Source organism: Synechococcus sp. R5-13, from assembly GCF_047462015.1.
Lineage (GTDB): Bacteria > Cyanobacteriota > Cyanobacteriia > Thermostichales > Thermostichaceae > Thermostichus.
Genome location: NZ_JANSIL010000088.1, coordinates 1 through 22,414, shown reverse-complemented (window position 1 = coordinate 22,414; position 22,414 = coordinate 1). Strand labels below are relative to the sequence as shown.

Genomic DNA, 22,414 nt, shown 5'->3' with positions numbered 1-22,414 from the left:
GGAGGAGGGCTTTCCTCCCGACACCAAGCCTGCGGCTATGGTGCGGGCCTCCAGCCCGAAAATTTGGTGAGCGCGAGTTGCCCAAAGCAAGTTATTCATTCAGGATCCACTCGATTGGCTGCCGCTGAGACAACGATGAGTGGCAAGCTCACCAGCAAACAAAAGCCCCATTGCTCCCAAGACAGGGGTGCTGTGTCGAAGATAATGTTGAACAGGCTCCACTGGCTGAAGAGGATCTGCAGCAGGATGGCCGCCCCAATGCCGATGGCAATGGCTGCTGTGTCCATGAGGCGCTCATGGCGCTCCAATTGGCTGGCACGTCCACGGCCCAACAGGGTAGGAATGGCCTGGCTGAGGCTGAGCAAGTAGAAGATGCGCCCGATCACCAACGCTTGGATGGCCATGGTGCGGGCCAGGTTAAGGTTGCCGGTGGTTTGTTCGATGTATTCAAAAACCCCGAAGATCAAGATCCAGTTGAACACGGACACCAGCAGGATGCGCTGCAGTAGCCTAGGAGAGAGCAAGTTGGCCTCCGGATCCCGCGGTGGGCGAGTCATCTCTCGGCCTGTACTCGGCTCAAAGGCAAGAGGCACCGTCATGGTGATGGAGTTGATCATGTTTAGCCACAGCACTTGAATGGCCAGAATGGGGAGCTCGCGGTTGAGCAGCACGCTGAGGAGAATCGTCATCGATTCCCCCCCGTTCACCGGCAGGATGAAGGCAATGGCTTTGAGCAGGTTGTTGTAAACCGTGCGCCCCTCCTCAACGGCTGCCTCAATGGAGGCGAAGTTGTCATCGGTCAGGATCATGTCGGCAGCAGCTTTGGCCACTTCGGTGCCGCCTCGCCCCATGGCAATCCCCACATCTGCTTGCTTCAAGGCCGGAGCGTCGTTCACCCCATCGCCGGTCATGGCCACGATCTGCCCCCGCGCTTGCAGAGCTTCCACCAGGCGCAGCTTTTGCTCTGGCACCACCCGTGCGAAGACGGATCCCTCATTGGCGGCTGTAACAAACTTCTCGGGGCTGAGCTGCTCCAGATCTCGACCGCTGTAGGCTTGCACAGGTTTTCCACCCCCCAGGCCCATCTGCTCGGCAATGGCTTGAGCCGTGAGCACGTGGTCGCCGGTGATCATCTTCACCTGGATCCCAGCCGTTTGACAGGAACGCACGGCGGCAATGGCCTCCGGCCGCGGCGGGTCAATCATTCCCTGCAAACCGAGGAAGATTAAACCCTCCTGCAGATCTGGGTGATCCACCCGAGTTTGGCTGCTGGGGACGGTTTTTTGGGCAAAGGCCAGAACTCGCAGCCCCTGCCGTGCCAAGGCCTCCACCTGCTGGCGAATCCGCTCCTCTTCCAGAGGCTGGATCTCCCCCTGGGATCCCATCTGGCTATGGCAGCGGGACAAGAGAGCCTCTACGGATCCCTTGACATAGAGGCAATGCTCTTCTGGCCCCAGCCGGTGCAGGGTGGCCATGTACTGAAACTCGGATTCAAAGGGGATGCTGTCCAGGCGAGGGCGGCGGCGCTGCAGTTCTTCCAGATCCAGACCCCCCTTCTGGGCTGCCACAAGCAGAGCCGCCTCGGTGGGATCCCCTACCACCTCCCACTGGCCGTTGTCTTTGAGTTTGAGACGGGTGTCGTTGCAGAGGCAGCCGGCCAAGAGACAAGCCTGTAACGCCAGCAGCCGCTCCACTTCCACTGGATCACCCCCCTCCTGGGCCAGGATTTGTCCCTGAGGACTGTAGCCACTGCCCGTAACTTGGTAGAGCTGGGATCCGGCGTAGATGGCCTGCACCGTCATCTGGTTTTCCGTGAGGGTGCCGGTTTTGTCAGAGCAAATTACCGTAGCGCTGCCCAGGGTTTCCACTGCCGGTAGCTTGCGAATAATGGCGTGGCGTTTTGCCATGCGGGAAACCCCAATCGCCAAGGTTACAGTGACTACCGCCGGCAAGCCTTCGGGGATAGCACTCACCGCCAGCGCCACTGCCGCCTCAAAGACACTGGCCGCCCCCTGTCCCTGAGCCAATCCCACCAAAAAGGTGAGCCCGGCCAAGCTGAGGATGATCCTGAGCAGCATGAGGCTGAATTCCTCGAACTTGCGTGTTAGGGGAGTTTGCAGGGATCCCCCCTTTTCGACCAACTCCGAGATACGGCCTGTTTGAGTCTGGTTGCCAATGGCCACCACCACCCCTGCTCCTTGGCCGAAGGTAACAAAGCTGCCGGCATAGGCCATGTTCTGGCGGTCCGCAAGAGAAGTCTCCTCTGGCAGGGATCCCAGCCGTTTTTCCACCGGCACCGACTCTCCGGTCAGGGCCGATTCATCCACCTGCAAGTTGCGCACGCTCAGCAAGCGCAGGTCGGCGGGCACCTTATCTCCCGAGCTCAAGAGCACCACATCCCCCGGCACCAGCTCCCGCGAGGGCACCCGCAGTTTTTGCCCCTCCCGGATGACAGTAACCTCCGTCACCACCGACCGAGCCAGGGCGGCGATCGCTTCCTCCGCTTTGGACTCTTGGATGTAGCCGATGAGGGCGTTGATCACCACCACCGCCCAGATCACGATGGCATTGCGCCAGGATCCCAAGAACGCCTTGACCGCCCCGGCAACCATCAAGATGTAGAGCAAGGATTGGTTGAACTGCTGCAGAAACTTCACCCAGGCCGGGGTAGCCGCCTTGGCCTTTAGCTCGTTGGGGCCATATTGCTTCTGCCGCTGGATCACCTCAGCTTGAGACAGACCCCGCTCCAAAAGCGCTGCCAGAGGCAGTTCCTCTGCAACAATTTGGCGGGCAACATCCTCTTCGGGCAGAGCGTGCCAGGGAGCAACCGGCAATGAGCCAGCAGGGATGGATTTTGCCATCGTGATGAAGGTCTCCAGTTGAATCGCAACAGAACTTGAAGGCCAGCCGTGAACCCAGCGGCAAATCCTTCGTACAGTCCACAGCCTAGCGGATGCTGCTCATCCTCCGAGATGCCACTGCTGCCACCAGCGTCAACAAAGCCTAAGTCCTAGGCTAAGATTTGCCTCAAATTCTCGACAGCTTGAAAAAATGGCTATATTCTTATCGGGTGTTATGATTACGCTTGTTTCCCAGCTGCAGCTCCTGAAGGCTGGCAATCTGCAGAGTCTTCTACGGATTGCCAGTTCGGGGTTGTTGGCTGTCATTTAACAGGTTCTTCCGCATTAAACTAAACAGCTTCTTGAGCTCAAGTTCAGTTCTGTTTGAGGAAACTGCTGTGTCAACGACTACTAAGCCAATGGAACTCAAAACCCAATCCCCACCCGCCTCCACCCAAACGAACGGGCGCCCTGGCGTCGAGGGATCCACCTCCAGAACTTCGCAACCTGTCATTCACCATCAAATTGTTGTAGTGGGAGGAGGGGCTGCCGGCATCAGCGCAGCGGCCCAGTTGCTGGAGCGCAAGCGTAACCTCGACATCGCGATCATCGAGCCATCCGACAAGCACTACTACCAGCCCGGCTGGACATTGGTAGGGGGAGGTATTGCCCCCCTGGCCAAGTTTATCCGGGACGAAAGGACTGTGATCCCCAAGGGAGCCACCTGGATCCAAGCACGCGTGGCGGAGTTAGATCCGGATCACAACCGCGTGATCACAGAGAGCGGGCAGATCATCGAATATGATTACCTCATCGTTGCCCCCGGGATCCAAATCGACTGGCACTTGATCGAGGGCTTGCCGGAGGCGCTGGGCAAAGGAGGAGTAACCAGCAACTACTCCAAGGACTACGCCCCCTACACTTGGGAGACCATCCGCAACTTCAAGGGGGGAACAGCCATCTTCACGTACCCGGCTACGCCAATCAAGTGCGGCGGCGCCCCCCAAAAAATCATGTACCTGGCCGACGATGTCTTCAAAAGCAAAAGTGGGGTTGGCGTCAACACCAAGGTTCTCTTTTGCACAGCCACTCCCACTCTCTTTGCCGTGCCGGAGTACAGTGCTGCCCTGGAGAAGGTGGTAGAGCGGCGAGGGATCCAGGTGAAATTCAAGCACAACCTCAAAGCCATCCGGCCTGAGACTCAGGAAGCCATCTTTGAAGTCACCACCGACAATGGCAAAGAAGAGGTGAGCCTGCACTACGACATGATCCACGTGGCTCCGCCCATGAGCGCTCCGGACTTTGTCAAGCGCAGCCCCCTGGCCGGGCCGGGAGGATGGGTGGATGTGGATAAGGCAACGCTGCAGCACACCCGCTACCCCAACGTGTTTTCCTTGGGAGATGCCTCTTCTCTGCCAACGTCCAAAACGGCGGCTGCCGCCCGCAAGCAAGCGCCGGTACTGGCCGAAAATCTCTTGGCTGCCATGCAGTCCAAGCCCCCGGTGGCCCAGTATGATGGCTACACCTGTTGTCCCCTGATCACAGGCTATAACTCCCTAATCATGGCGGAGTTTGCCTACGGGGGGAAACTGGCTCCCTCCTTCCCGCTGGATCCGACGCGGGAGCGCTACTCCATGTACCTAGCCAAGGTGCATCTATTACCCTGGCTCTATTGGAACCGCATGCTCAAGGGCAAAAAGTTTGAGGCAGACATCTTCAAGCCCATCAACAAGCTGGTGCACCGCTACTAGGGCTTTCTATCCCCTCACTCCCCAGCCCCTCTCCCTTTGGGAGGGGGGAGTTTTTTACAGGCAAGCTTTGAACTTTTTCAATACCGCCCGATCCAGCATCAGCAGCGCCGCACGTAGGCCACCTGAGTATCCCCAAAAAAAGCCCACCGGCAGATGACCCTTAGGCGCTGCCAGACGGGTTGTGAGCTCCCCATACCCCAGCCAGCGGCCCTGCACCTGCCAGCCGACTCTTTCCCCCATGCAGTCTTCGCGGGGCAAGGCTAAGAAGGAGCCCGAACGGATCCCTCCTCTTCCCTCCGGGTCACACTCCTGCCAAAGCTGCTTTTGGACGGTAAAGCCAAAGCGCCCATGGCTGGCCCGCACCCACAGTTGGTCAATCAGCCGCAGCATGGGGCAGGGGAAGGCCTGAACATCCTTGGGATCAAAAAAGCCCACTTGCGAGCGCCCAGCAAGCTTCAGCATCAGGGCTGTCGTCCAGCGATCCGCCTCCCCCCACTGCCCCGCTCGCAGCCGATCCCACAGACCTTGCAAGGCAGGGGCTGCTTCCCCCACCCACTCTGGCCAAGAGAGAGTTCCGGGCAGGGATCCCTCTCGACTTCCCTGCCCTTCTGGACAGGCTTCCGGGAAAATCAGGGATCCGGATCCCTCTTCTCTTCCAGCTTTTTTGGCAGTGGCAGGGGTGGGAGGTGCCACCAGTTGCTCTAGCTCTTCCGCCGAGTGCCGGGACAGGAGCTGTTCCAGCTCGTCTTGGGGTTCTGGAGGCTGGGCCAAGATCTGCTCCAGCTCCCTCAGCTCTTGGGTGCGGATGGCTGGCTCAAAAGCAACCGGCTTCCTCCCTTGTTGAGAGGCTTCTGCCGGTAACAGTGCCAGCCACTCGGCCATGGTTTGCGGGCGCTCTTCTGGGTGGAGAGCCATCCCTTTGAGAATGGCAGCCTCCACAACCTCGGGAATGTTGGGGTTAAGGCTGCGAGGGGTATCCAACTGGCGGCCTGTGGCCCGCACTGGCGCACACATAGGCACCATCCCTGTCAGCGCCGTGTAGAGGGTTGCTGCCAAGGCGTAGACATCGGTGAAGGCGCCGCGGCGGCGCAAGCTGTCGTATTGCTCTAGAGGAGCATAGCCATCGGTGCCGTAGGAGGTGTGGCGTTGGATCAGACCTTGGGTGTAGCCGCGAGCTAGGCCAAAGTCGATCAAAACTGCCTGCCCGGATCCCTCCCGCACCATAATGTTGGATGGCTTCACATCCCGATGCAGGATCCCCTGTTCGTGCAAGGCCATCAGGGCAGATCCCACCTCCTGCGTCAGGCGCAGGGCCTCTGGCAAGGGCAACGGCCCCTTTTGCCGCAAAAGCTGGTGCAGAGTCTGGCCGCGGATGTACTCCATGACAATGCACCAGCGATCCTGCTCCCAGATCACCTCTTCCACCTTCACCACATGGGGGTGGCGGCAGCGGGCCAGTTGCAGCGCCTCATTCATGAAGTTCTGCTGGAAGTGGGGATAGTCGGGATCCTCACGAAGGCTGTCGTTCAAAACTTTGATAACCACCTGGTCGGCACGAACGCTATCCCAGGCCCGGTAGGTGATGCCGAAGCCCCCCTCTCCTAAGATGGCCTCAATGCGGTAGCGCCCCCCCTGTAGTCTTTCGCCGACTGCCCAAGCCATACCTGACCCCCGCCTCTAGGGCCATTGTGTCACGGGGATCAGTAAATTGACGGCACATAATAAAACTGCTTAGAAGTCTACGGGCAGCACTCCAGTTTTCACCTGGAAGGTGCGCGCCTGTCCATCGCGGATGACCCGCAGCGTCAGCGTATTGCCCACCCCAGCGGCTTCCACCAACTGCTGCACCTGCTCGGCATCGCGGATGGCCTGCCCATTGATTTCAGTGATCACATCCCCCTCCCGCAAGCCAATCTCCTCAGCCGGGGATCCCGAAATCACCTGCCCGATCAAGACCCCTTCTTCCACTGTCAGCGTGGTGGGACGAGCGGGGTCGCGGTTGAGGCGGGCCACAATGTCGGGGTTGAGGGTGATCATGCGAATGCCCAAGAAAGCGTGCTCTACCCGACCATTCCGGATCAATTGCTCGGCAATTTCCATGGCGCGGTTGATGGGGATGGAAAAGCCGACGCTCTGAGCTCGCTGGAAGATGGCCGTATTCACCCCAATCACACGCCCTTCCGCATCCAGCAACGGGCCGCCCGAGTTGCCGGGGTTGATGGCCGCATCCGTTTGCAGGAAAGTCACCCGCTTGTTGACAGCCCCAATTTGCCCGGAGGAGCGCCCGACGGCGCTGATGATCCCAGCAGTTACGGTATTGTCCAGGCCCAGCGGGTTGCCAATGGCAATAGCCCAATCCCCTGGTCGCACCAAGTCAGAGTTACCCAAAGTAACCGTGGGCAGATTCTCCCCCTCAATTTTGATCACTGCGATATCGGTAACCGGGTCTGAGCCCTTCACCTCCCCTTCAAAGGTGCGCCCATCCAGCAGGTGAACCCTGACCCGCTCGCTGCCTTCCACCACATGGGCGTTGGTGAGGATCAGGCCACTGGCGTCGATGATAAAGCCCGATCCGGTGCCTTCTTGCCGAAACTCCTGCGGCAACTGCGGTAGTTGATCCCCAAAGAAGCGGCGAAACAGGGGCTGGTTGAACAGTTCTGGGTTGACCCCCCTCGACACGGTGCGGGTGGCATCGATGCGCACCACCGCTGGGCCGACCTTTTGGGCAACGGCGGCAATAAAATTAGAAGGCCGGACGGCATCGGCGGGAGGGGCAGAATTCGCAGCCTCAGGGCGGGACTCAGACCAGGGCAAAAGGGATCCCACTCCCTCACTGGCCCGTCGCGTCCAAGTGATCAGGGGAGTTTGCTGTAACCACTCCTGCCCCGCTCGAGACGATAGCCAGACCCCACCCGCGACGCCTCCACCAAACAGAGCCATCGCCAAAAGTGTGTGCCGTAGAATCCGCGCCATGATCCCTCCCAAAGCTAAGCCGTATCGCCAAGACTCAAAAGGCGTGAACCAGCTCCCTGACTTACGCCGTCGAAACTCAGTTCACTCCTGGCCTATTCTGCCTATTTTTACTCTTCCTTTCGGATTTCGGGGTATGTGTGTTCACCTTAGCAAATCTTGCGGACAGAGGCAGTGCTCGAAACGCCCAAAATGATCGGGGATCCGAGCGAGCTCCATTCCTCCGAGCCACAAGGGCGGGATCCGTGGCAGCGCCACCGCGCCTGGATGCAGTTGGCCTTGCGAGAAGCTGAGCAAGCGGGAGAAGCCGGAGAGGTGCCGGTGGCCGCTCTGGTGGTGGGGCCAGGGGAAAAGTTGCTGGCTTTGAGCAGCAACCGGCGGGAACGGGATCGGGATCCCACGGCCCATGCGGAGATTCTGGCCCTACGGCAGGCAGGGCAGCGCTTGGGCGATTGGCAGCTGCAGGGCTGTCGGCTGTACGTCACGCTTGAGCCTTGCCCCATGTGTGCCGGGGCCATCAGCCAATCGCGGCTGGCTCAGGTGGTTTACGGTGCAGACGATCCCAAGGCCGGGGCTTTGCGCAGTGTACTCAATTTGCCTGCCTCCGCTGCCAGCTTCCATTGCCCGGAGGTCATCGGCGGAGTCTGCGAGGCCGAGTGTCGCCGCCTATTGCAGCAGTGGTTTTGCCGCCGGCGCGGGATCCCCTCTGAGCCGGCTGAATCCTGACCGAGGGACTGGGGGCGGAAAATTCTGGGTTGAAGTCGTGCATCTGCAGGATGTTTTTGATACTGTCATAACGGGTTCGGCTGGCCCTTGCCCGGGATCCCGCACCAGCCTCAAAAAAGGCTTTCCGAGTGCGGGATCTCTTGAGCCCAACGGTGGCCGCTTGGGTTGTTGAGGGTGCGTCGGCCCTATGCCTGGATTCTCAAAACCCGACTTGTCTGGGATCCCTCGCTGGCTATGCCCAGCGGCGGGTAGTCTTTCACAGAGGATTGGTGTGTGACTATTGCCCTCTCCTTTTCTCCTCTCCCATCAGCTTGGCTTAGGAGTATTGCCCTTCTGGTTTGGGCTTGGCTGTGCTTGACCTTTCCGGTGCAGGCACGGGTGCTGCTGCGGGTAGGTATTGCCGTCAACAAGCCCCAGGTCACCGTCGGCAGCTCTACCGGAGCCCGCCTATTGAATGCCCAGGGACAACCCCTGGCAGAGGTTCAGGCCATGCAACCGCTGCAGGCCAGCCGTTCGGGTTCAGCAGTCAGTTTGGCTGGCCAACAGGGAGAACGTCTTTACCTGCAGCCCACTGTCCCCGATGGGTTGGTGTTTATTGACCAGAATTGGTACCGCGGCTGGGTGGAGCTGATCCCCGGCGAGCGTGGGGTGATTGCCATCAACCAAGTTGGCTTGGAAGACTACGTTTCCAGCGTGGTGGGCAGCGAGATGGGACACCGTTTTCCCATGGAGGCTCTCAAAGCCCAAGCCGTGGCCTCCCGCACCTATGCCCTCTACCACCGCAGTCGCCGTTCCCAGCAGCCTTTTGACTTAGGAAATGGGATCGATTGGCAGGTTTACAAGGGAGTGGCTGCCGAATCCAGCCGTACCCAAGCGGCTGCCCGTGAGACCGCCGGGCAGGTTCTCATCCACCAGGGGCAGTTGATCAATGCGGTTTTCCACTCCTCTGCGGGGGGACATACGGATGATGCAGGCAACGTCTGGTTAGAGTCGCGGCCCTACTTACAGGGGGTGCCCGATTTCGATCACCACTCACCCGTGTTTAGCTGGACGGCCACCGTTCCTGCCCAACAGATTCAGCAGTTGGCTGCCGGGATCGGGGCTATTCGTTCTGTTGAGGTGCTGCGCAGCTCCCCGTGGGGACGGGCAATCACGGTGCGCTTGACGGGATCCCAAGGGATCAAAGATCTCAATGCCGGCGATTTTCGTCGGGCTCTTGGGTTGCGCAGCACAAAGATTGCCATTAGCCCGCGCGGGGAGGCCACCACTACGGCCAGCCTGGCTCCTGTGGCAGGGACATTCCCAGCTTTCTTTGAGATTCAGGGGCGGGGCTACGGACATGGCGTCGGCATGAGCCAGTGGGGAGCGGCTGGGATGGCCAGCCAGAACTACTCCTACCAACAGATCCTCAGCCACTACTACCGCAACACCACCTTGGCAGTGGTGGAAGGACGTTAGGGCTCAACTTCAGGGAGAAGCCAACAAAATCATCGATTGGTAGCAAAAGCAGCTGCAGTTTTTAAGAGCTTATGAGAAGCAGCATTTTAATTGAACCGGAGGGGTTCCCCAAGGGTTCGTTGGGGTTCTGTAGATTTTGTTAACTTTGAGTTAACTCTAACGTTGCACCATCTCTTACGATAGACGGGCAGCTTCTAGACGGGCAGCTTCTGCCGGAATCGAAAGCTGGCCTGCCTGCGACCCCTGTTTTCGAAGGCTCCGCGCTGCTGTGGCAAGATCGGGAGAAGCCCTGGAAAATTTGGGTTACGTCCCCTGAAGATTTTGTAGAGATCTTGAATTCCCCCCTCAGAATCCTCAGGATCGGCTCAATAATAATTGAGATACGTTTACCAGCATCGACCTCTACCTCTTCTTTTTCGAGCCCATAACTTTAACCCCAGGTATCTGTCCTATGTCCATTGCCACCTTAGCTCCTGCTTTTCCCGAACGTTGTCCGGTGCTGCCGGAAGCGCTCACGCCCCTGTGCGAGATCGCCCGCAACTATTGGTGGACCTGGAACCCCGATCACCTCACCATTTTCCGGGAAATGGATCCCGCCCTGTGGGAAAAAACCTCCCACAACCCGGTGCGCATGCTGGAGGAGGTTTCCTACTTGCGGTTGGCAGCCTTGGCCACCGATGTGAACTACCTCAACACGTTGAACCGGATGGTGCAGTCCTATCGGCAGTACATGGCGGCTGAGGATACCTGGGCCAAGCGCACCATGAAAACCTACGACTGGCAGCGTCCTATTGCCTATTTCTGTGCCGAATACGGCTTGCACGAGTCTTTGCCCACCTACTCTGGCGGGCTGGGTATGTTGGCCGCCGATCACCTCAAGTCGGCTTCAGATTTGGGGGTGCCCCTGGTGGCCGTCGGATTGCTCTACCGTCAGGGCTACTTCCAACAGCGCCTGGACAACAATGGCTGGCAGGGGGAGCTTTACGAAGACTCTGAGTTTGAGTCTCTGCCGTTGACTCTGGTGCGCCAGCCGGATGGCAGCCCTCTGTTGGTGGAAGTGGCGATGCGGCAGCGGTTGGTGAAGGCGCGTGCCTGGCGAGCAGACGTGGGCCGGGTGCCGCTCTTTCTGCTGGACACCGACCTGCCGGAGAACGACCCCATCGACCGCTGGATTACCGCCCACCTCTACGGGGGCAGCACCGATACCCGCATCGCCCAAGAGTGCATTCTAGGCATCGGTGGGGTGCGTCTGCTGCGCCAGTTGGGTTTGGATCCCATGGTCTATCACATGAATGAAGGGCACGCTGCTTTCCTGACGCTGGAGTTGCTGCGGGAGGAAGTGGCGCGGGGCACCCCCTTCGAGACGGCGGAGGCCAAGGTGCGGGAAAAATGCGTGTTTACTACCCATACACCGGTGCCGGCTGGCCACGATGCCTTTAGCCCCAATGAGATGGATGCGTTCTTTGCCTCCTTCTGGCCTCAACTGGGCCTGACGCGGGAACAATTTTTGGCCTTGGGAGCTCGGCGCACCGGGGATCCCTGGGAGCGCTTTAACATGACGGTGCTGGCTTTGCGGTACGCGCGGGCGGCCAATGGCGTAAGCAAGCTCCACGGACGGGTTTCTCGCGAAATGTGGCATGTGCTCTACCCTGAGCGATCGGTGGATGAGGTGCCCATCAGCTCCATTACCAATGGGGTTCACGCCCGTACCTGGGTTTCCCCCCTCTTCTGGAATCTCTACGACCAGTACTTGGGCCCCGATTGGCCGGAGCGGGTGTCAGACCCGGAACTGTGGGCCAAGGTGGAAGAGATCCCAGATGAAGAACTGTGGCGGCGCAAAGAAGCTCTGCGGGAGCGGCTGGTGTCTTTTACCCGTCACCGGGTGTTGCGGGCCCGGCGCAATCGCGGCGAAAGCAATGAGCGCATCCAAGCGGTCAACCAGTTGCTGGATCCCAAGGTCTTGACGATTGGGTTTGCCCGTCGCTTCAGCACCTACAAGCGAGGAGATTTGATCCTGCGAAATCTGGAGCGAATTACCCGCATCTTCACCAACAAAGAGTACCCTGTACAGATTATCTTCGCCGGCAAGGCCCATCCCCGGGATGAAGGGGGCAAGCGCCTGATCCAGCGGGTGGTGGAATGGTCCAACCGGCCTGAGGTGGCCAACCGAGTCGCCTTCATCGAAAACTACGATGCCTATGTCGCTCGCAATTTGGTGCAGGGGGTCGATGTGTGGCTGAACAACCCGCGACGCCCTCTGGAGGCCTCCGGCACCTCAGGGCAAAAGGTGGGCTTCAGTGGGGGATTGAATTTGTCGGTACTGGATGGCTGGTGGCCGGAGGGTTACAACGGTCGCAATGGCTGGGCTATTGGCCAAGAAATCGAAGGTCTGGATCCCGCTGCCCAAGACGACTTGGACGCCAACTCCCTCTACGACTTGTTGGAGTATGAAGTAATCCCCATGTTCTACGACCGGGATGAGAAAGGGATCCCACGTCGTTGGATTGCCCGCATGAAGGAGGCGATCCGCACGCTCAACCCCGTTTTCAACACCGACCGCATGGTAGCGGAGTACGTGCTGAAAATCTACGAGCCTCAGCCCCTGGAAGCAGAGGCGAGCCGGACTTTGTTGGGTTCGGCTGTTGCCGGCTAGGGTGGACTCCCCCTCTCCCAGCGCAAATCATACAAAACATTGGGATCCCTCTCTCCTCAAGAGGAAAAGCGGGGATCCCGGGTTTGCGCTTGGGGACAAGAGACTAGGCGCCGGCGTTGACGGCCATAGGCAGAGTCAGCGGTTCTGGCTCCTCTTCGGGGGGCAGCATCACCACCTCAGAGTTGTCGATGATGGCCTGCAGCTCTTCCCCATCGATGGTTTCGGCCTCTACCAGGCGGCGGGCAATCCGATCCAAGAGGGCACGGTTTTCTCGAATCAAGTAGGTAGCCCGTTGGTAGGCCTCGTTCACCAGCCGCCGCACCTCTTCGTCGATGAGGGCCGCTGTTTCCTCCGAGAAATCCCGTTCTGCGGCGATTTCCCGGCCCAGGAAAATGTTGGTGTACTGGCGACCTAGGGCTACATTTCCCAGGCGATCGCTCATACCGAAGCGGGTCACCATGTTGCGGGCGATGCGGGCCACCTGTTGCAGGTCGCTGGCTGCCCCCGTGGTGATCTCCGACTCTCCGTAGACCACTTCTTCGGCCACGCGCCCACCCAAGGCAACGGTCATCATGTTCTTCAGATGGGCACGGGTGGTTAGTCCCATGTCGTCATCGCTGGGCATGAACCAGGTGAGGCCACCTGCTTGTCCCCGGGGGATGATCGTCACTTTTTGGATGGGATCGTAGTTGGGCAAGAGGGATCCCACCAGGGCATGGCCCGCCTCGTGGTAGGCCACCAATTCCTTGCGCCGCTCGCTCATCAGCCGATCCTTCTTCTCTGGACCGGCCAACACCCGATCCACCGCGTCGTTGATCTCGTCCATGGAGATCTCGGTGAGGTTGCGGCGGGCTGCCAGAATGGCTGCTTCGTTCAGGAGGTTGGCCAAATCGGCACCGGTAAACCCAGGAGTACGGCGGGCCAATTTCTCCAGATCCACATCGGCAGACAGAGTTTTGCCGCGGGCGTGCACCTTGAGGATCTCCAGGCGGCCCTGAAAATCGGGGCGATCCACCGTAACTTGGCGATCGAACCGGCCAGGCCGCAGCAGCGCCGCATCCAGCACATCCGGTCGGTTGGTGGCCGCAATGACGATGATGCCGGAGTTGCCCTCAAAACCGTCCATCTCGGTGAGCAGCTGGTTCAGGGTCTGCTCCCGTTCGTCGTTGCCACCCCCCAAGCCAGCTCCCCGCTGGCGACCGACCGCATCAATTTCGTCGATGAAGACGATACAGGGAGCATTTTGCTTGGCCTGCTCGAACAGATCCCGCACGCGAGAAGCGCCGACCCCAACAAACATCTCCACAAACTCGGAGCCGGAAATGGAGAAAAAGGGCACACCCGCCTCTCCGGCTACGGCGCGGGCCAACAGGGTCTTACCGGTGCCGGGCGGGCCCACCAGCAGCACCCCGCGGGGAATCTTGGCTCCCAAAGCGGTGAAGCGCTCTGAGTTTTTCAGGAAATCCACCACCTCTGCCAGCTCCAGCTTGGCCTGATCGATGCCGGCCACATCGTTGAAGGTAATCTGGGTTTTCGGCTCCATTTGCACCCGTGCCCTGGATTTGCCGAAGTTGAGAGCTTGGCTGCCTGGGCCATTTTGAGCCCGCCGCAGCAGGAAAAAGAGCCCCAGCAAGAGCAAAACCGGCAGGAAGAAGGTGCTGAGAATGCGCCCAAGTAGCCCCTCCTCTTGAACAGGGCGTACCGCCAGCTCCACCCCGTTGGCAACCAGGGTGTTCTCAAACTCGGGGGTAAGGGGGGGCAGATTCACCTGCACTTGGGTGGCGCGGTTGTTGATTTCTGCCTCGGCAATGGCAACTTGGCGACCATCCGGGGCCGTCTCCACCAAAACTTTGCTGACCTCGCCCCGTTCAACACGGCTGATTAGGTCGGAGTAGCTGATCTCCAAACGCTCAGGCGGGCGGGTACCCAAGAAGGTGGTGGCTAAAGAGATCAAGACGATGGCCAGTAGCGCATATAACCCCGCGCTTCTCCATTTCTTGTTTTTACCTTTCTGACTCACGGAAGTGTTTCCTCCCAAAGGGTGTTTTTGAATCGAACTCGCAGATGGCGACTTGTGGGTAACAATCTGGGGTCGGGTGGGTTCTTGCAGCAACAGACTGTTAATTAATATTAACCTGACTGAGAGGGTTGCCGGGGATCCCTGCAATTCCCCTCTTCTGGCCAGGAGTTTGGGGATAGGATTAAGGGACCAAGGCTGTGCCGTCAGGCAGGATAGGTGGTGTTTTTTCCATTCTCATTCCAGCTTGCCCAGGGATCCCTATGCTGACTCAACTGCGCGAACTGAGCATCGCTGCCGACGGGCGCTATCTCAGGGATGAGGAGCTGCAGTTCATGGAGACCTACCTAGCCTCCTTTGACCTACGCCTGAGCGCCTATCGCAAGATCCAGGCGGCGGAAGCCCAGATCATCCGGGATGTGGAGATGAAAATGCGCGCGCTGGATCCCTACTTGCTCATGCGAGGGGTGGAAGACTTCAGCAACAAGTGGAAAGCTGACACCGTGCGGGTTCTGCGCCTCTCGGCCTTAGCCATGCTCTTGGATGATGAGCAGCGCTACAAAGATCGATTTCTCTACTGGTTCCAAACACTGATGCGAGCCTTCCGCACCCAACGCAGTTGCGAGGCCACCTATCGCTTCCTACAAGAAGTGATAGCCAATTACCTCACCCCCGAAGAAACCAAGTTGATCAGGCCGATTCTGGAAACCAACCGCACGCTGTTGGGCCTCAACTAGGCAGCCGTCTCAGCAGACTCTCCAGAACCAGCCGACTCCACCACCTCCAGCTCATCAGCCTGGAGATGCGCACGGAACTTGTTGTCAAACTGCACCTGAAAGGGAAAGTTGGCGCTGATCGGGCGGCCATTCCAATCCCGAATCACGGCCTTCAGCTCCCCTTCCATGCCTTTGAGGTCGAAAGGTTGATTGCGATGTTCCGGGTGGTGATAGACGATCACGCTGGTACGCACCCGCACCCGATCTCCAACTTTCATGTCTTGCCCTCCTAACAAGGCGGCCCACCACAGGAACCCACTGGAAACACTCTAGCTCAATCTCTAAGCAAACCTTCGAGATGTGGAGAAGTATGTGGAAACTGAAACAGTAGTTTGTATTTTCCTCAGGGTCATCTTCATGTTGGGAAGCCCCAGAACATCCCCTCAAAGTCAACCCAGAGAAAGCCCGTCTCAACCAATGGGATCCCTCTGGAGCCAACAGCGCCGCTCACTGGATCCCTGGATTGTATAGATGGGATCCCTATTGGGCAGGAGGCTGGTTTCGCCGGAAAAAGCTGCGTCTAGCCAATCTCAGCTTCCACCGGGATCTGGGAAAGAGAGAAGGCGACCTTTTGTTGCTCCACCAAGCGGTCGAATTCTCGCTCGAAGGTGACCAAGGCCCGGTTGGTTTTGCCCCCCAAGTAGAGCCCCGTCTCCGTTTGCAAAGCCCAGACTTGGCTGTAGCTGAAGTAGCTCATCACCACCCCCACCATCAACAGCCCAAATCCGAGATACACCGCAGGGATCCCTGGATCCGATTTAATTTGCAGTCCGGTAGCGCCGATCACCTCATCCAGATACAGAGTGAGCGGGTTGGGGAAGCGTTGGGGAGCGATTTCGTCGAGGGCCAAGCTCATGCCTTGGCGCAGGGATCCCATCCATTGCCCTTCAGTGTCGTAGAGCAGGGCTGTCCCCTGCAGATCCGGCAGCAGCAGCGTGAGGCCCTGGCTCATGTCCGGCTGGGTGGGCACAAAAGCGCCCCAGAGTTTGTTGCCTGCCTCGGTGCGCACCGGCACCACCGGGATTTGAAAAGTGGGGCTGTTGTTGATGCGGATGCGGATGCTGTCGATGCTCCAATCGGCTTGGTAGAGGGTCACACCCCGGTAGGAGAGAGGATGGTTGACGGAAATGGTCTGACGTTTGACCTCCTGACCCTGATCCAAGATCGAGAGGTCGGAATAAAACTGCTTGACCCGGCCATCGGCAGCGTAGTCAATCCAGAAGCGATTGGCCCGAATTTGCCAGGTGGGCAAGTGAGCACGAGCCAGATCTCCCGCTCCGGTCAAGTGTTGAATGGAAGCCACGCTGCCGCTGGGAATGAGTTCTTGGGCCTTGAAGCCGCCAATGCTGCCCCAAATGGCCCCCAGCAAGATCAGCAGCATACTGACATGCACCAAGATGGGGCCGATCCTGCCGATCAACCCTTTGCGGGCGTAGAGGTAATGGCCCTCCTGAAACACCAGGTAGCCCTGTCGGCGCAACCGCTCCGGCAGACCTTGTAAAGATTGCTGAGGCAGATACGTCCGAAACGGCAGGCGCTGAAAAGACTGCGGGCGGGTGAGATAGCTCCAACGGCGGGCCCCCTTCAACATCGGCCATTGGCGCGTCAGGGAACAGGCGGCAAGGCTGCTGCCGAACAGGATCAAAATGGCCAGAAACCAAGGGGTGCGGTAGACGTGATCCAATCCCAAGCTCAGGATCACCCGCCAGGTGAGAAAGCCAAACAGGGCCGGATGCTCCGGATAGTGGGCTTGATAAAAAGCCGCCGTTTCCTCTTGCTCGATCACCGTGCCGGTGGCGCTCAAAACCGCAATCGCCAACAAAAGGCCGATGGCCAGGCGCAGATCCGCCAGCAGCGGCAGCAGCTCATGTCGAAAGTACCGCCGCAGCGAGGAAACCCAGCGGGCAAGCGGGAGAGAGTATATGACCATGAGAAGTTTGTCGGCTCAAGATTCAGACCGCTGCTCTTGCCAGGCAAGGTGCAGTCCCCAACAGGGTGCTGTAGGTGTAGCCCCATCTTAGCCTGCAGCAGCAGGGATCCCTTAGGCCCAAGCCGACAAGATTGTTACGCTGCCGAACCCCACCAACACCACCCCACTGGCATAAGTGAGCCAGCCCGACCAGCGCCGCAGGGCCAACAGTTGCTTCACCAACCCGGTAAACACCCCCGCCAGGAGCAGAGGAAAGGCCAATCCCAGCCCGTAAGCCAGCAGCAGCCCGCCTCCTACCCAGGGTTGCCCTGTGGTGGAAACCCAGGCCAGCAAAGCCACCAAAACCGGCGTACTGCAGGGAGAGGCCACCAGGCCAAAAGTTAACCCCAGCAACACTGCCCGGCCTAACCTGGGCCATTTCCCGGGGATCTCGAGGCGGTTAAACCCATCGGGAAAACGCAGGGGGAGCACCTCCAACAAGTTCAGCCCCATCAAGATGGCAATTCCCCCCGCCACAGTGGGCCCAAAGGATCCCGTTTGTCCGTAAACGCGACCCAGCAAAGCTGCCGACAAACCCAGCAGGGTCAGGGTAAAAGCCACGCCAGCCGCAAAACCCAGGGATTGAGCCCAGACCTGCAGCCGCCCTTCTGCAGCCGCTTCGTCAGGGGTGCGAGTGTAGCCGCCGATGTAGCCGATGGTCACCGGCAGCATAGACAACGTGCAGGGGGAAAGACTGGTGAGCAAGCCCGCCAGACCCACCACCAACAGACTAACGGGAGAAAGGTGCTGCAGTTGAAACTGCACCAGCTCAGTTGCCCATTGTTCTAGGTGGTAAAGCCAGAGCTGAGCCGCATTCAACATAAGCTCAATCTGTCAACATAAGCCCAAGGTAGCATGAAGGATCCCCGAGCCCGTTCAAGATATCTTTGCTATCCATTCCCACCGCCCAGGTTGTGGAGAATTTCGCGAGGATGGTTGACCGGGAACTGCTGCCATTCTTGTTGAGTTCGTTGCAGCACCCGGAGCAATTCGTCCCACTTTTCGCCAGCGATCAACTGCTCTATCTGTCGCAGCTGAGCTTGGTAGCTGTGCAGGGCAGTCAGCAGCGCCTGTCGGTTGTGGCGGGCCATTTCCAAACCCAATTGCGGGATCCCTCCGCCAACACGGCTGGTATCGCGGAATCCGCTGCTGGCCAAAGTGCGGGCCAATTCCAGAATCGCGGGATCCCCTTCTTGGCCAACCGCTGCGATCAAACTGGCGCTGACCATAACTGGCAAATGGCTGATCCAGGCCACCGCTCGGTCATGGCGTGCGGGATCCGTGAGGACAGCTTCTGCGCCAATGGCAACAACCAGCTCTTTCATTGCGTCGAGAGCCTGAGGTTGGGTCTCGGCGATGGGAGTGAGCACGTAGGGCCGCCCCCGAAACAAGTCGGCTTCTGCCGCTTGGATCCCTTGCAGGCTTTTGCCGGCCATGGGGTGCCCCCCCACAAACCAGGGCCACAATTCGGTTGCCGGAGCAACGATGGGCTGCTTAACCGAGCCGACATCGCTCACCACGGTTTCTGCCGACAAATAAGGCAACAGGGCGGCTAGCGTGGTCAACACCTGCTCCAGAGGGGTACAGATCAGCACCATTTGCGGATCAAAGCGAGCCAACTGGGCCAACTCGGTTCCACAGCCTTGAACAGCGCCCCGTTCCAGAGCCTGTTTGCAGGTGGCCGGGTTGCGACTTATCCCCCAGACGGAATATCCCTTTTCGGTCAGTTTGAGGGCCAGGGATCCGCCAATCAACCCCAACCCGACAATGGCAATGCGCATAGTATCTCAGTAAGCCAGTGAAACTCCTTTTTGGACACCACCAACAACCGCTTCCAGGTGTAGTAGGAGGCTGCTCCCGTAGCTCAGCGATACTCGCCACCGGCGGGCAAGCCTAGTTCCTTCCGAAGCTCCCGCCGCAGCAGCTAAATTCTCGGCCAGGGACTGTCCACTTGTCCATTTTTAAGTCAATATAGGGGTAACATCCGGGCTTGCTTGCCCTGCGGATTCGTGGTAGCCAAACTGGCCTCCGACAGGAAAAACAAGGGCAGGCCTTGGATGTATTGGCAGGAGCTCGGCCCGCTGTGGACTGCTGTTGCGCCGAAGGGATCCCAGCCTTTCGTGCCGGCTCAGCGCAGTTCTTCTTCGCTTACTCAAGAGCAGGTGTCCCTCTTCTCAGCGATTCTCCAGAACTGTACCCATCGAGCCACTTTCACAGCGGGCTCGGCTTTTGGCCTGCGAGTTCCCGCTTTAACCCCCGTTGGGGAGCACTCTGTCGTTTAGGAGATTCTATGCCTAGTGAACCCAAAACCCGCAAGAGCCGTGAAAGCACTAACCCGCGCCCGCGCGACCGTCGTCGTGAATCGGCCAAAGGGAGCAAAGGGGCAGTCTCAGCCACCCATCTCTCCTTGCCGAAGTTAATTCAAGAGAATGCGGTGCTCCAATCTCGCAGCCAGTTGTTGTTGATGTACAGTGACTTCCAAACCGAAATGCCCAACGATGGCAAAACCGGTGTGGGCACCTGGCTACAGTCTCGACTCAAGGAGCACGGCATGCCCAGCCTGCTGCGTTTTGGCCCCCGCTCCCGCCCCCAGGTTTTCCGCCGCGATGAATTTTCCGAGTGGATTACGCTGGCTCTGGCCTCTGTTAACCCCAACAGCGATACTGCCCCCCAAGAGCAGCTGAGCTAGGCCGGAAGGGGAAGTTGAGCGGTAGAAGCAGAGGTTGCTGGCCCAGGGATCCCGCCACGCCCGTTGAGGGAAGAGGGTGAACTGGGCTTTTCTGTATCCGGCAACAGCAGGTCGCGGATGAGGCGGGCTGCCGAGCGTTGCAACCAGCGGGAGGCCAATTGACGGCCCAGTTGTTGAGCTTCCGGTTTGGCAGCCACCTTGGCAACAATCGGCAGAAGCTGCAGCGGCTGAAAGCTCGGGTTGCTGCTGAGGAGTTCCCACAGACGCTGCAAATGAGCCAAGCCATCTGAGCCACCCTGGGATCCCGAGCTGGAAAAGAGCACATCCACTAGGCGCTCCCGCAGGAAAGCGCCCCGCTCAGAAAAGATAAAATCAACGGCCTTTTCCAGGGATCCCTGCAGGTCAAAATCCTCGCTGTTGACGGCGTTGCGCAGCAGGTTCTCCAGGCGGTTCCAGCGAAATTGCCCCTGGTTAAACAGCAGCTCCCGCAGGGATACGCGCAGCTCCGGGGCCGGGTCGGTGAGCAGGCGCTGAGCCACGTAGGGATAGGCCACGCTCAACACCTTAAAGTTGGGATCCAGGCCGATGGCGATCCCTTCCAGGGTAAGCAAAGAGCGGATGATCAAGGCGTAGTAGGCGGGAACTCGAAAGGGAAAGTCGTACATCACCCCCGAGAGCCGATCGGTGATGCTCTTGAAATTCAGTTCGGAGACCGATTTGCCCATCGCTTCGGCGAAGACAGCTTCCAGAGCAGGGATGATGGGAGTCAGGTCGGTATCCGGATCCAGGAACTCCAAGTCCACGTAGTCTTGGGCCAGCCCGGCAAAGTCTCGGTTTACCAAATGCACAATCGCCTTGATCAGGCCGTAGCGCTGATGGGGCGCGATGGTGCTCATCATGCCGAAATCGATATAGGCCAGCCGCCCGTCGTACATGGCCAAGAGGTTGCCCGGGTGGGGATCGGCGTGGAAAAAGCCATTTTCCAAAAGCTGCTTGAGGGAGCAATTGACGCCGATCTCGATCAAGTGCCGTCCATCCAGCCCCGCAGCAGCGATTTTGTCAACCTGAGTCAGCTTGATGCCATCAATCCACTCCATCGTCAGCACCTTGGTGCGGGTGTACTCCCAGTAAATTTTGGGAGCGTAGATGGAGGGGTGACGGTACAGCGCCAGGAACCGCTCGGCATTGCGGCCCTCCTGCGTGTAGTCCATTTCTTCGTAGAGGCGCCCGGCAAACTCATCGACGATGCCCACCAGGTCGCTGCGGATGCGGCGGAAAGTGCGTTTGGCCCAGGCGGCCAGGCTGCGGACAATATACATGTCGAGAGAGATGCGCCCAATCAAGTCGGGCCGCTGCACCTTGACGGCGACTTTCTCCCCGCTGTGCAAGTAGGCCTGGTACACTTGCCCCAAGCTGGCGGCGGCAATCGGCTCGGGGCTGATTTCTCGAAAGATTTTGTCTACGGGTTTGCCGATTTCCGACTCGATGAGGGCAAAAGCGATGGCATTGTCAAAGGGGGGCAGCTCATCCTGCAGTTTGGCCAGTTCCTCCAGAAACAGGGGCGAAACCAGATCGGGACGGGTGGAGAGGGCTTGGCCGATTTTGATGGCCGTCGGCCCCAATTCCGTGAGGATCTCCCGCAGCCGGGCCGCGTGTTTGGGGCGATTCTTCAGCTCTACTCCCCGCCAGCGATCCCAAAACACCCAGGCCAACAAGCCCAAAAAGGGGGTGATCAACTGAAACAGGCGCCGCACCACCAGATCCCAGCGCCCTCGATATTGCTTGGCCAACTGTTCTGGGTCATAACGCAGGCTCAACTCCGGTGCCACTCCCAGATTTGCTGGCGGGATGGTCATAACCGGAGAGTCCGCCGCTGCGGAACCCAAGTTATGCTGCCTCGCTGCTGTTGTCACTACCGGTGTTGACGGTGTTGCGCCCATAGATGCCCCAACGGATTCCGTAACACATCTTAACTTGCTGGCTCAGCCTGGCGACTCTTGGAGGCGGCCACCGGCCTGCTCGATTGGGCTTGAAAAGGCCGGCCAAACCTTCAGAAAAGGATCTTCATCCTCTCCCGGAGAAGGTGACAGCAGCCCACCTCTGGGGATCCCCACCAAAACTAGAATGGGAAAACTGCGCTCTCTGCCTCTGTGTCTGGATCTCCCCCTCTACGGCCTGCCGAGCCGAGTGTGACCGGATTTGCAGCCCTTAAGGCGCGCCACGTGCTGTTGGCCTTCTTGGTGATCAACCTGGGGGTAGGCTTGGGAGCCATCGCCTTGGCCCAGCTGTTTCATCTCCCATCTGACGATCCTCTGCTGGCCGACTTTGTCTATTGCGCTACATTTGTCCTCACCTGTATCTGGAGCTGGCGACGGGGGCAGCAAGCCCATCTGCAGATGAGACGGCTGTGGGGCAACTGGCGGGCTGCTATTCCTTGGGGATCCCTGCTGCGGGTGGTGCCGGCTTTGGTAGTGCTCTCCATCGGCACAACTTTAGTAAACTACCCGACTCCGACCGCTAAGCGGTACGGAGCGGGCTTTCAGTAGCCCTGAGCCTGCTCTGCTC

The 22,414-nt window shown here is 59.1% G+C and carries 16 protein-coding genes; 7 read left to right on the top strand and 9 right to left on the bottom strand.

The window, feature by feature from the left end; translation table 11 throughout:
* Positions 1-95 precede the first annotated feature (95 nt).
* Positions 96-2,861, bottom strand: coding sequence for a cation-transporting P-type ATPase (locus NW840_RS07310; RefSeq protein ID WP_414343385.1), 2,766 nt, complete (start codon positions 2,859-2,861; stop codon positions 96-98).
* A 377-nt stretch (positions 2,862-3,238) separates the two neighbouring features.
* Here NW840_RS07310 and NW840_RS07305 point away from each other — a divergent pair, with 377 nt between their 5' ends.
* Positions 3,239-4,591, top strand: a complete 1,353-nt coding sequence (locus NW840_RS07305) for an FAD/NAD(P)-binding oxidoreductase (RefSeq protein WP_414343384.1) — start codon at positions 3,239-3,241, stop codon at positions 4,589-4,591.
* A gap of 54 nt (positions 4,592-4,645) precedes the next feature.
* Here the strand turns inward: NW840_RS07305 and NW840_RS07300 are convergent, their stop codons facing one another.
* Together NW840_RS07300 and NW840_RS07295 are read right to left on the bottom strand one after the other, a co-directional pair.
* Complete coding sequence (locus NW840_RS07300) at positions 4,646-6,253, bottom strand: serine/threonine-protein kinase (protein ID WP_414343383.1); 1,608 nt, start codon at positions 6,251-6,253, stop codon at positions 4,646-4,648.
* Between the two features lie 69 nt (positions 6,254-6,322).
* Positions 6,323-7,564: an HhoA/HhoB/HtrA family serine endopeptidase gene (locus NW840_RS07295; RefSeq protein ID WP_414343382.1), complete on the bottom strand. Its 1,242-nt coding sequence runs from the start codon at positions 7,562-7,564 to the stop codon at positions 6,323-6,325.
* Positions 7,565-7,753: 189 nt separating this feature from the next.
* On the opposite strand from NW840_RS07295, the gene NW840_RS07290 reads away from it, so the two are divergent.
* The 3 genes from NW840_RS07290 (at position 7,754) to glgP (ending at position 12,398) form a co-directional block, all read left to right on the top strand.
* Entirely contained in the window at positions 7,754-8,287 is a 534-nt protein-coding gene (locus NW840_RS07290) for a nucleoside deaminase (protein WP_414343387.1), read from the top strand.
* Between the two features lie 273 nt (positions 8,288-8,560).
* A complete protein-coding gene (locus NW840_RS07285; protein WP_414343381.1) occupies positions 8,561-9,745 on the top strand; it encodes a SpoIID/LytB domain-containing protein in 1,185 nt (394 codons plus the stop codon).
* A gap of 451 nt (positions 9,746-10,196) precedes the next feature.
* The gene (gene glgP / locus NW840_RS07280) at positions 10,197-12,398 is read left to right on the top strand and encodes an alpha-glucan family phosphorylase (protein ID WP_414343379.1); all 2,202 of its coding nucleotides are present in this window, start codon (positions 10,197-10,199) and stop codon (positions 12,396-12,398) included.
* A gap of 103 nt (positions 12,399-12,501) precedes the next feature.
* Here the strand turns inward: glgP and ftsH are convergent, their stop codons facing one another.
* Positions 12,502-14,418, bottom strand: a complete 1,917-nt coding sequence (gene ftsH, locus NW840_RS07275) for an ATP-dependent zinc metalloprotease FtsH (RefSeq protein WP_414343378.1) — start codon at positions 14,416-14,418, stop codon at positions 12,502-12,504.
* Between the two features lie 260 nt (positions 14,419-14,678).
* Here ftsH and NW840_RS07270 point away from each other — a divergent pair, with 260 nt between their 5' ends.
* On the top strand, positions 14,679-15,152 hold the full coding sequence (locus tag NW840_RS07270; protein WP_011432275.1) for a hypothetical protein: 474 nt from the start codon (positions 14,679-14,681) through the stop codon (positions 15,150-15,152).
* Here the strand turns inward: NW840_RS07270 and NW840_RS07265 are convergent.
* The 4 genes from NW840_RS07265 to NW840_RS07250 all read right to left on the bottom strand — a co-directional run bounded on the left by NW840_RS07265 (position 15,149) and on the right by NW840_RS07250 (position 18,941).
* Positions 15,149-15,409 (bottom strand): ferredoxin-thioredoxin reductase variable chain, encoded by a 261-nt coding sequence (locus tag NW840_RS07265; protein WP_011432274.1) that lies wholly within the window; start codon positions 15,407-15,409, stop codon positions 15,149-15,151. The two genes, NW840_RS07270 and NW840_RS07265, sit on opposite strands and share 4 nt — an antisense overlap.
* A gap of 302 nt (positions 15,410-15,711) precedes the next feature.
* The gene (locus tag NW840_RS07260; RefSeq protein ID WP_414343377.1) at positions 15,712-17,121 is read right to left on the bottom strand and encodes a cytochrome c biogenesis protein; all 1,410 of its coding nucleotides are present in this window, start codon (positions 17,119-17,121) and stop codon (positions 15,712-15,714) included.
* A 111-nt stretch (positions 17,122-17,232) separates the two neighbouring features.
* The gene (locus tag NW840_RS07255) at positions 17,233-17,982 is read right to left on the bottom strand and encodes a cytochrome c biogenesis protein CcdA (RefSeq protein ID WP_414343375.1); all 750 of its coding nucleotides are present in this window, start codon (positions 17,980-17,982) and stop codon (positions 17,233-17,235) included.
* Positions 17,983-18,050: 68 nt separating this feature from the next.
* Positions 18,051-18,941: a prephenate/arogenate dehydrogenase gene (locus NW840_RS07250; protein ID WP_414343373.1), complete on the bottom strand. Its 891-nt coding sequence runs from the start codon at positions 18,939-18,941 to the stop codon at positions 18,051-18,053.
* 509 nt (positions 18,942-19,450) lie between these two features.
* Between NW840_RS07250 and NW840_RS07245 the strand changes: the two genes are divergently transcribed.
* Positions 19,451-19,849 carry a hypothetical protein gene (locus NW840_RS07245; RefSeq protein WP_414343372.1) on the top strand — a complete coding sequence of 133 codons (399 nt, stop codon included), beginning with the start codon at positions 19,451-19,453 and terminating at the stop codon, positions 19,847-19,849.
* On the opposite strand, the gene NW840_RS07240 is transcribed toward NW840_RS07245, so the two are convergent.
* Positions 19,846-21,789 carry an ABC1 kinase family protein gene (locus NW840_RS07240; RefSeq protein ID WP_414343371.1) on the bottom strand — a complete coding sequence of 648 codons (1,944 nt, stop codon included), beginning with the start codon at positions 21,787-21,789 and terminating at the stop codon, positions 19,846-19,848. The two genes, NW840_RS07245 and NW840_RS07240, sit on opposite strands and share 4 nt — an antisense overlap.
* A gap of 249 nt (positions 21,790-22,038) precedes the next feature.
* On the opposite strand from NW840_RS07240, the gene NW840_RS07235 reads away from it, so the two are divergent.
* Complete coding sequence (locus NW840_RS07235; RefSeq protein ID WP_414343370.1) at positions 22,039-22,395, top strand: hypothetical protein; 357 nt, start codon at positions 22,039-22,041, stop codon at positions 22,393-22,395.
* Positions 22,396-22,414: the final 19 nt, after the last annotated feature.

Coding starts and splice junctions, on each gene's coding strand:
- NW840_RS07240 (WP_414343371.1), bottom strand. CDS start 21,789: ATGGGCGCAACACCGTCAACACCGGTAGTGACAACAGCAGCGAGGCAG.
- NW840_RS07295 (WP_414343382.1), bottom strand. CDS start 7,564: ATGGCGCGGATTCTACGGCACACACTTTTGGCGATGGCTCTGTTTGGT.
- NW840_RS07250 (WP_414343373.1), bottom strand. CDS start 18,941: ATGCGCATTGCCATTGTCGGGTTGGGGTTGATTGGCGGATCCCTGGCC.
- NW840_RS07265 (WP_011432274.1), bottom strand. CDS start 15,409: ATGAAAGTTGGAGATCGGGTGCGGGTGCGTACCAGCGTGATCGTCTAT.
- NW840_RS07270 (WP_011432275.1), top strand. CDS start 14,679: ATGCTGACTCAACTGCGCGAACTGAGCATCGCTGCCGACGGGCGCTAT.
- NW840_RS07310 (WP_414343385.1), bottom strand. CDS start 2,861: ATGGCAAAATCCATCCCTGCTGGCTCATTGCCGGTTGCTCCCTGGCAC.
- NW840_RS07245 (WP_414343372.1), top strand. CDS start 19,451: ATGCCTAGTGAACCCAAAACCCGCAAGAGCCGTGAAAGCACTAACCCG.
- NW840_RS07290 (WP_414343387.1), top strand. CDS start 7,754: ATGATCGGGGATCCGAGCGAGCTCCATTCCTCCGAGCCACAAGGGCGG.
- glgP (WP_414343379.1), top strand. CDS start 10,197: ATGTCCATTGCCACCTTAGCTCCTGCTTTTCCCGAACGTTGTCCGGTG.
- NW840_RS07255 (WP_414343375.1), bottom strand. CDS start 17,982: ATGTTGAATGCGGCTCAGCTCTGGCTTTACCACCTAGAACAATGGGCA.
- NW840_RS07300 (WP_414343383.1), bottom strand. CDS start 6,253: ATGGCTTGGGCAGTCGGCGAAAGACTACAGGGGGGGCGCTACCGCATT.
- NW840_RS07260 (WP_414343377.1), bottom strand. CDS start 17,121: ATGGTCATATACTCTCTCCCGCTTGCCCGCTGGGTTTCCTCGCTGCGG.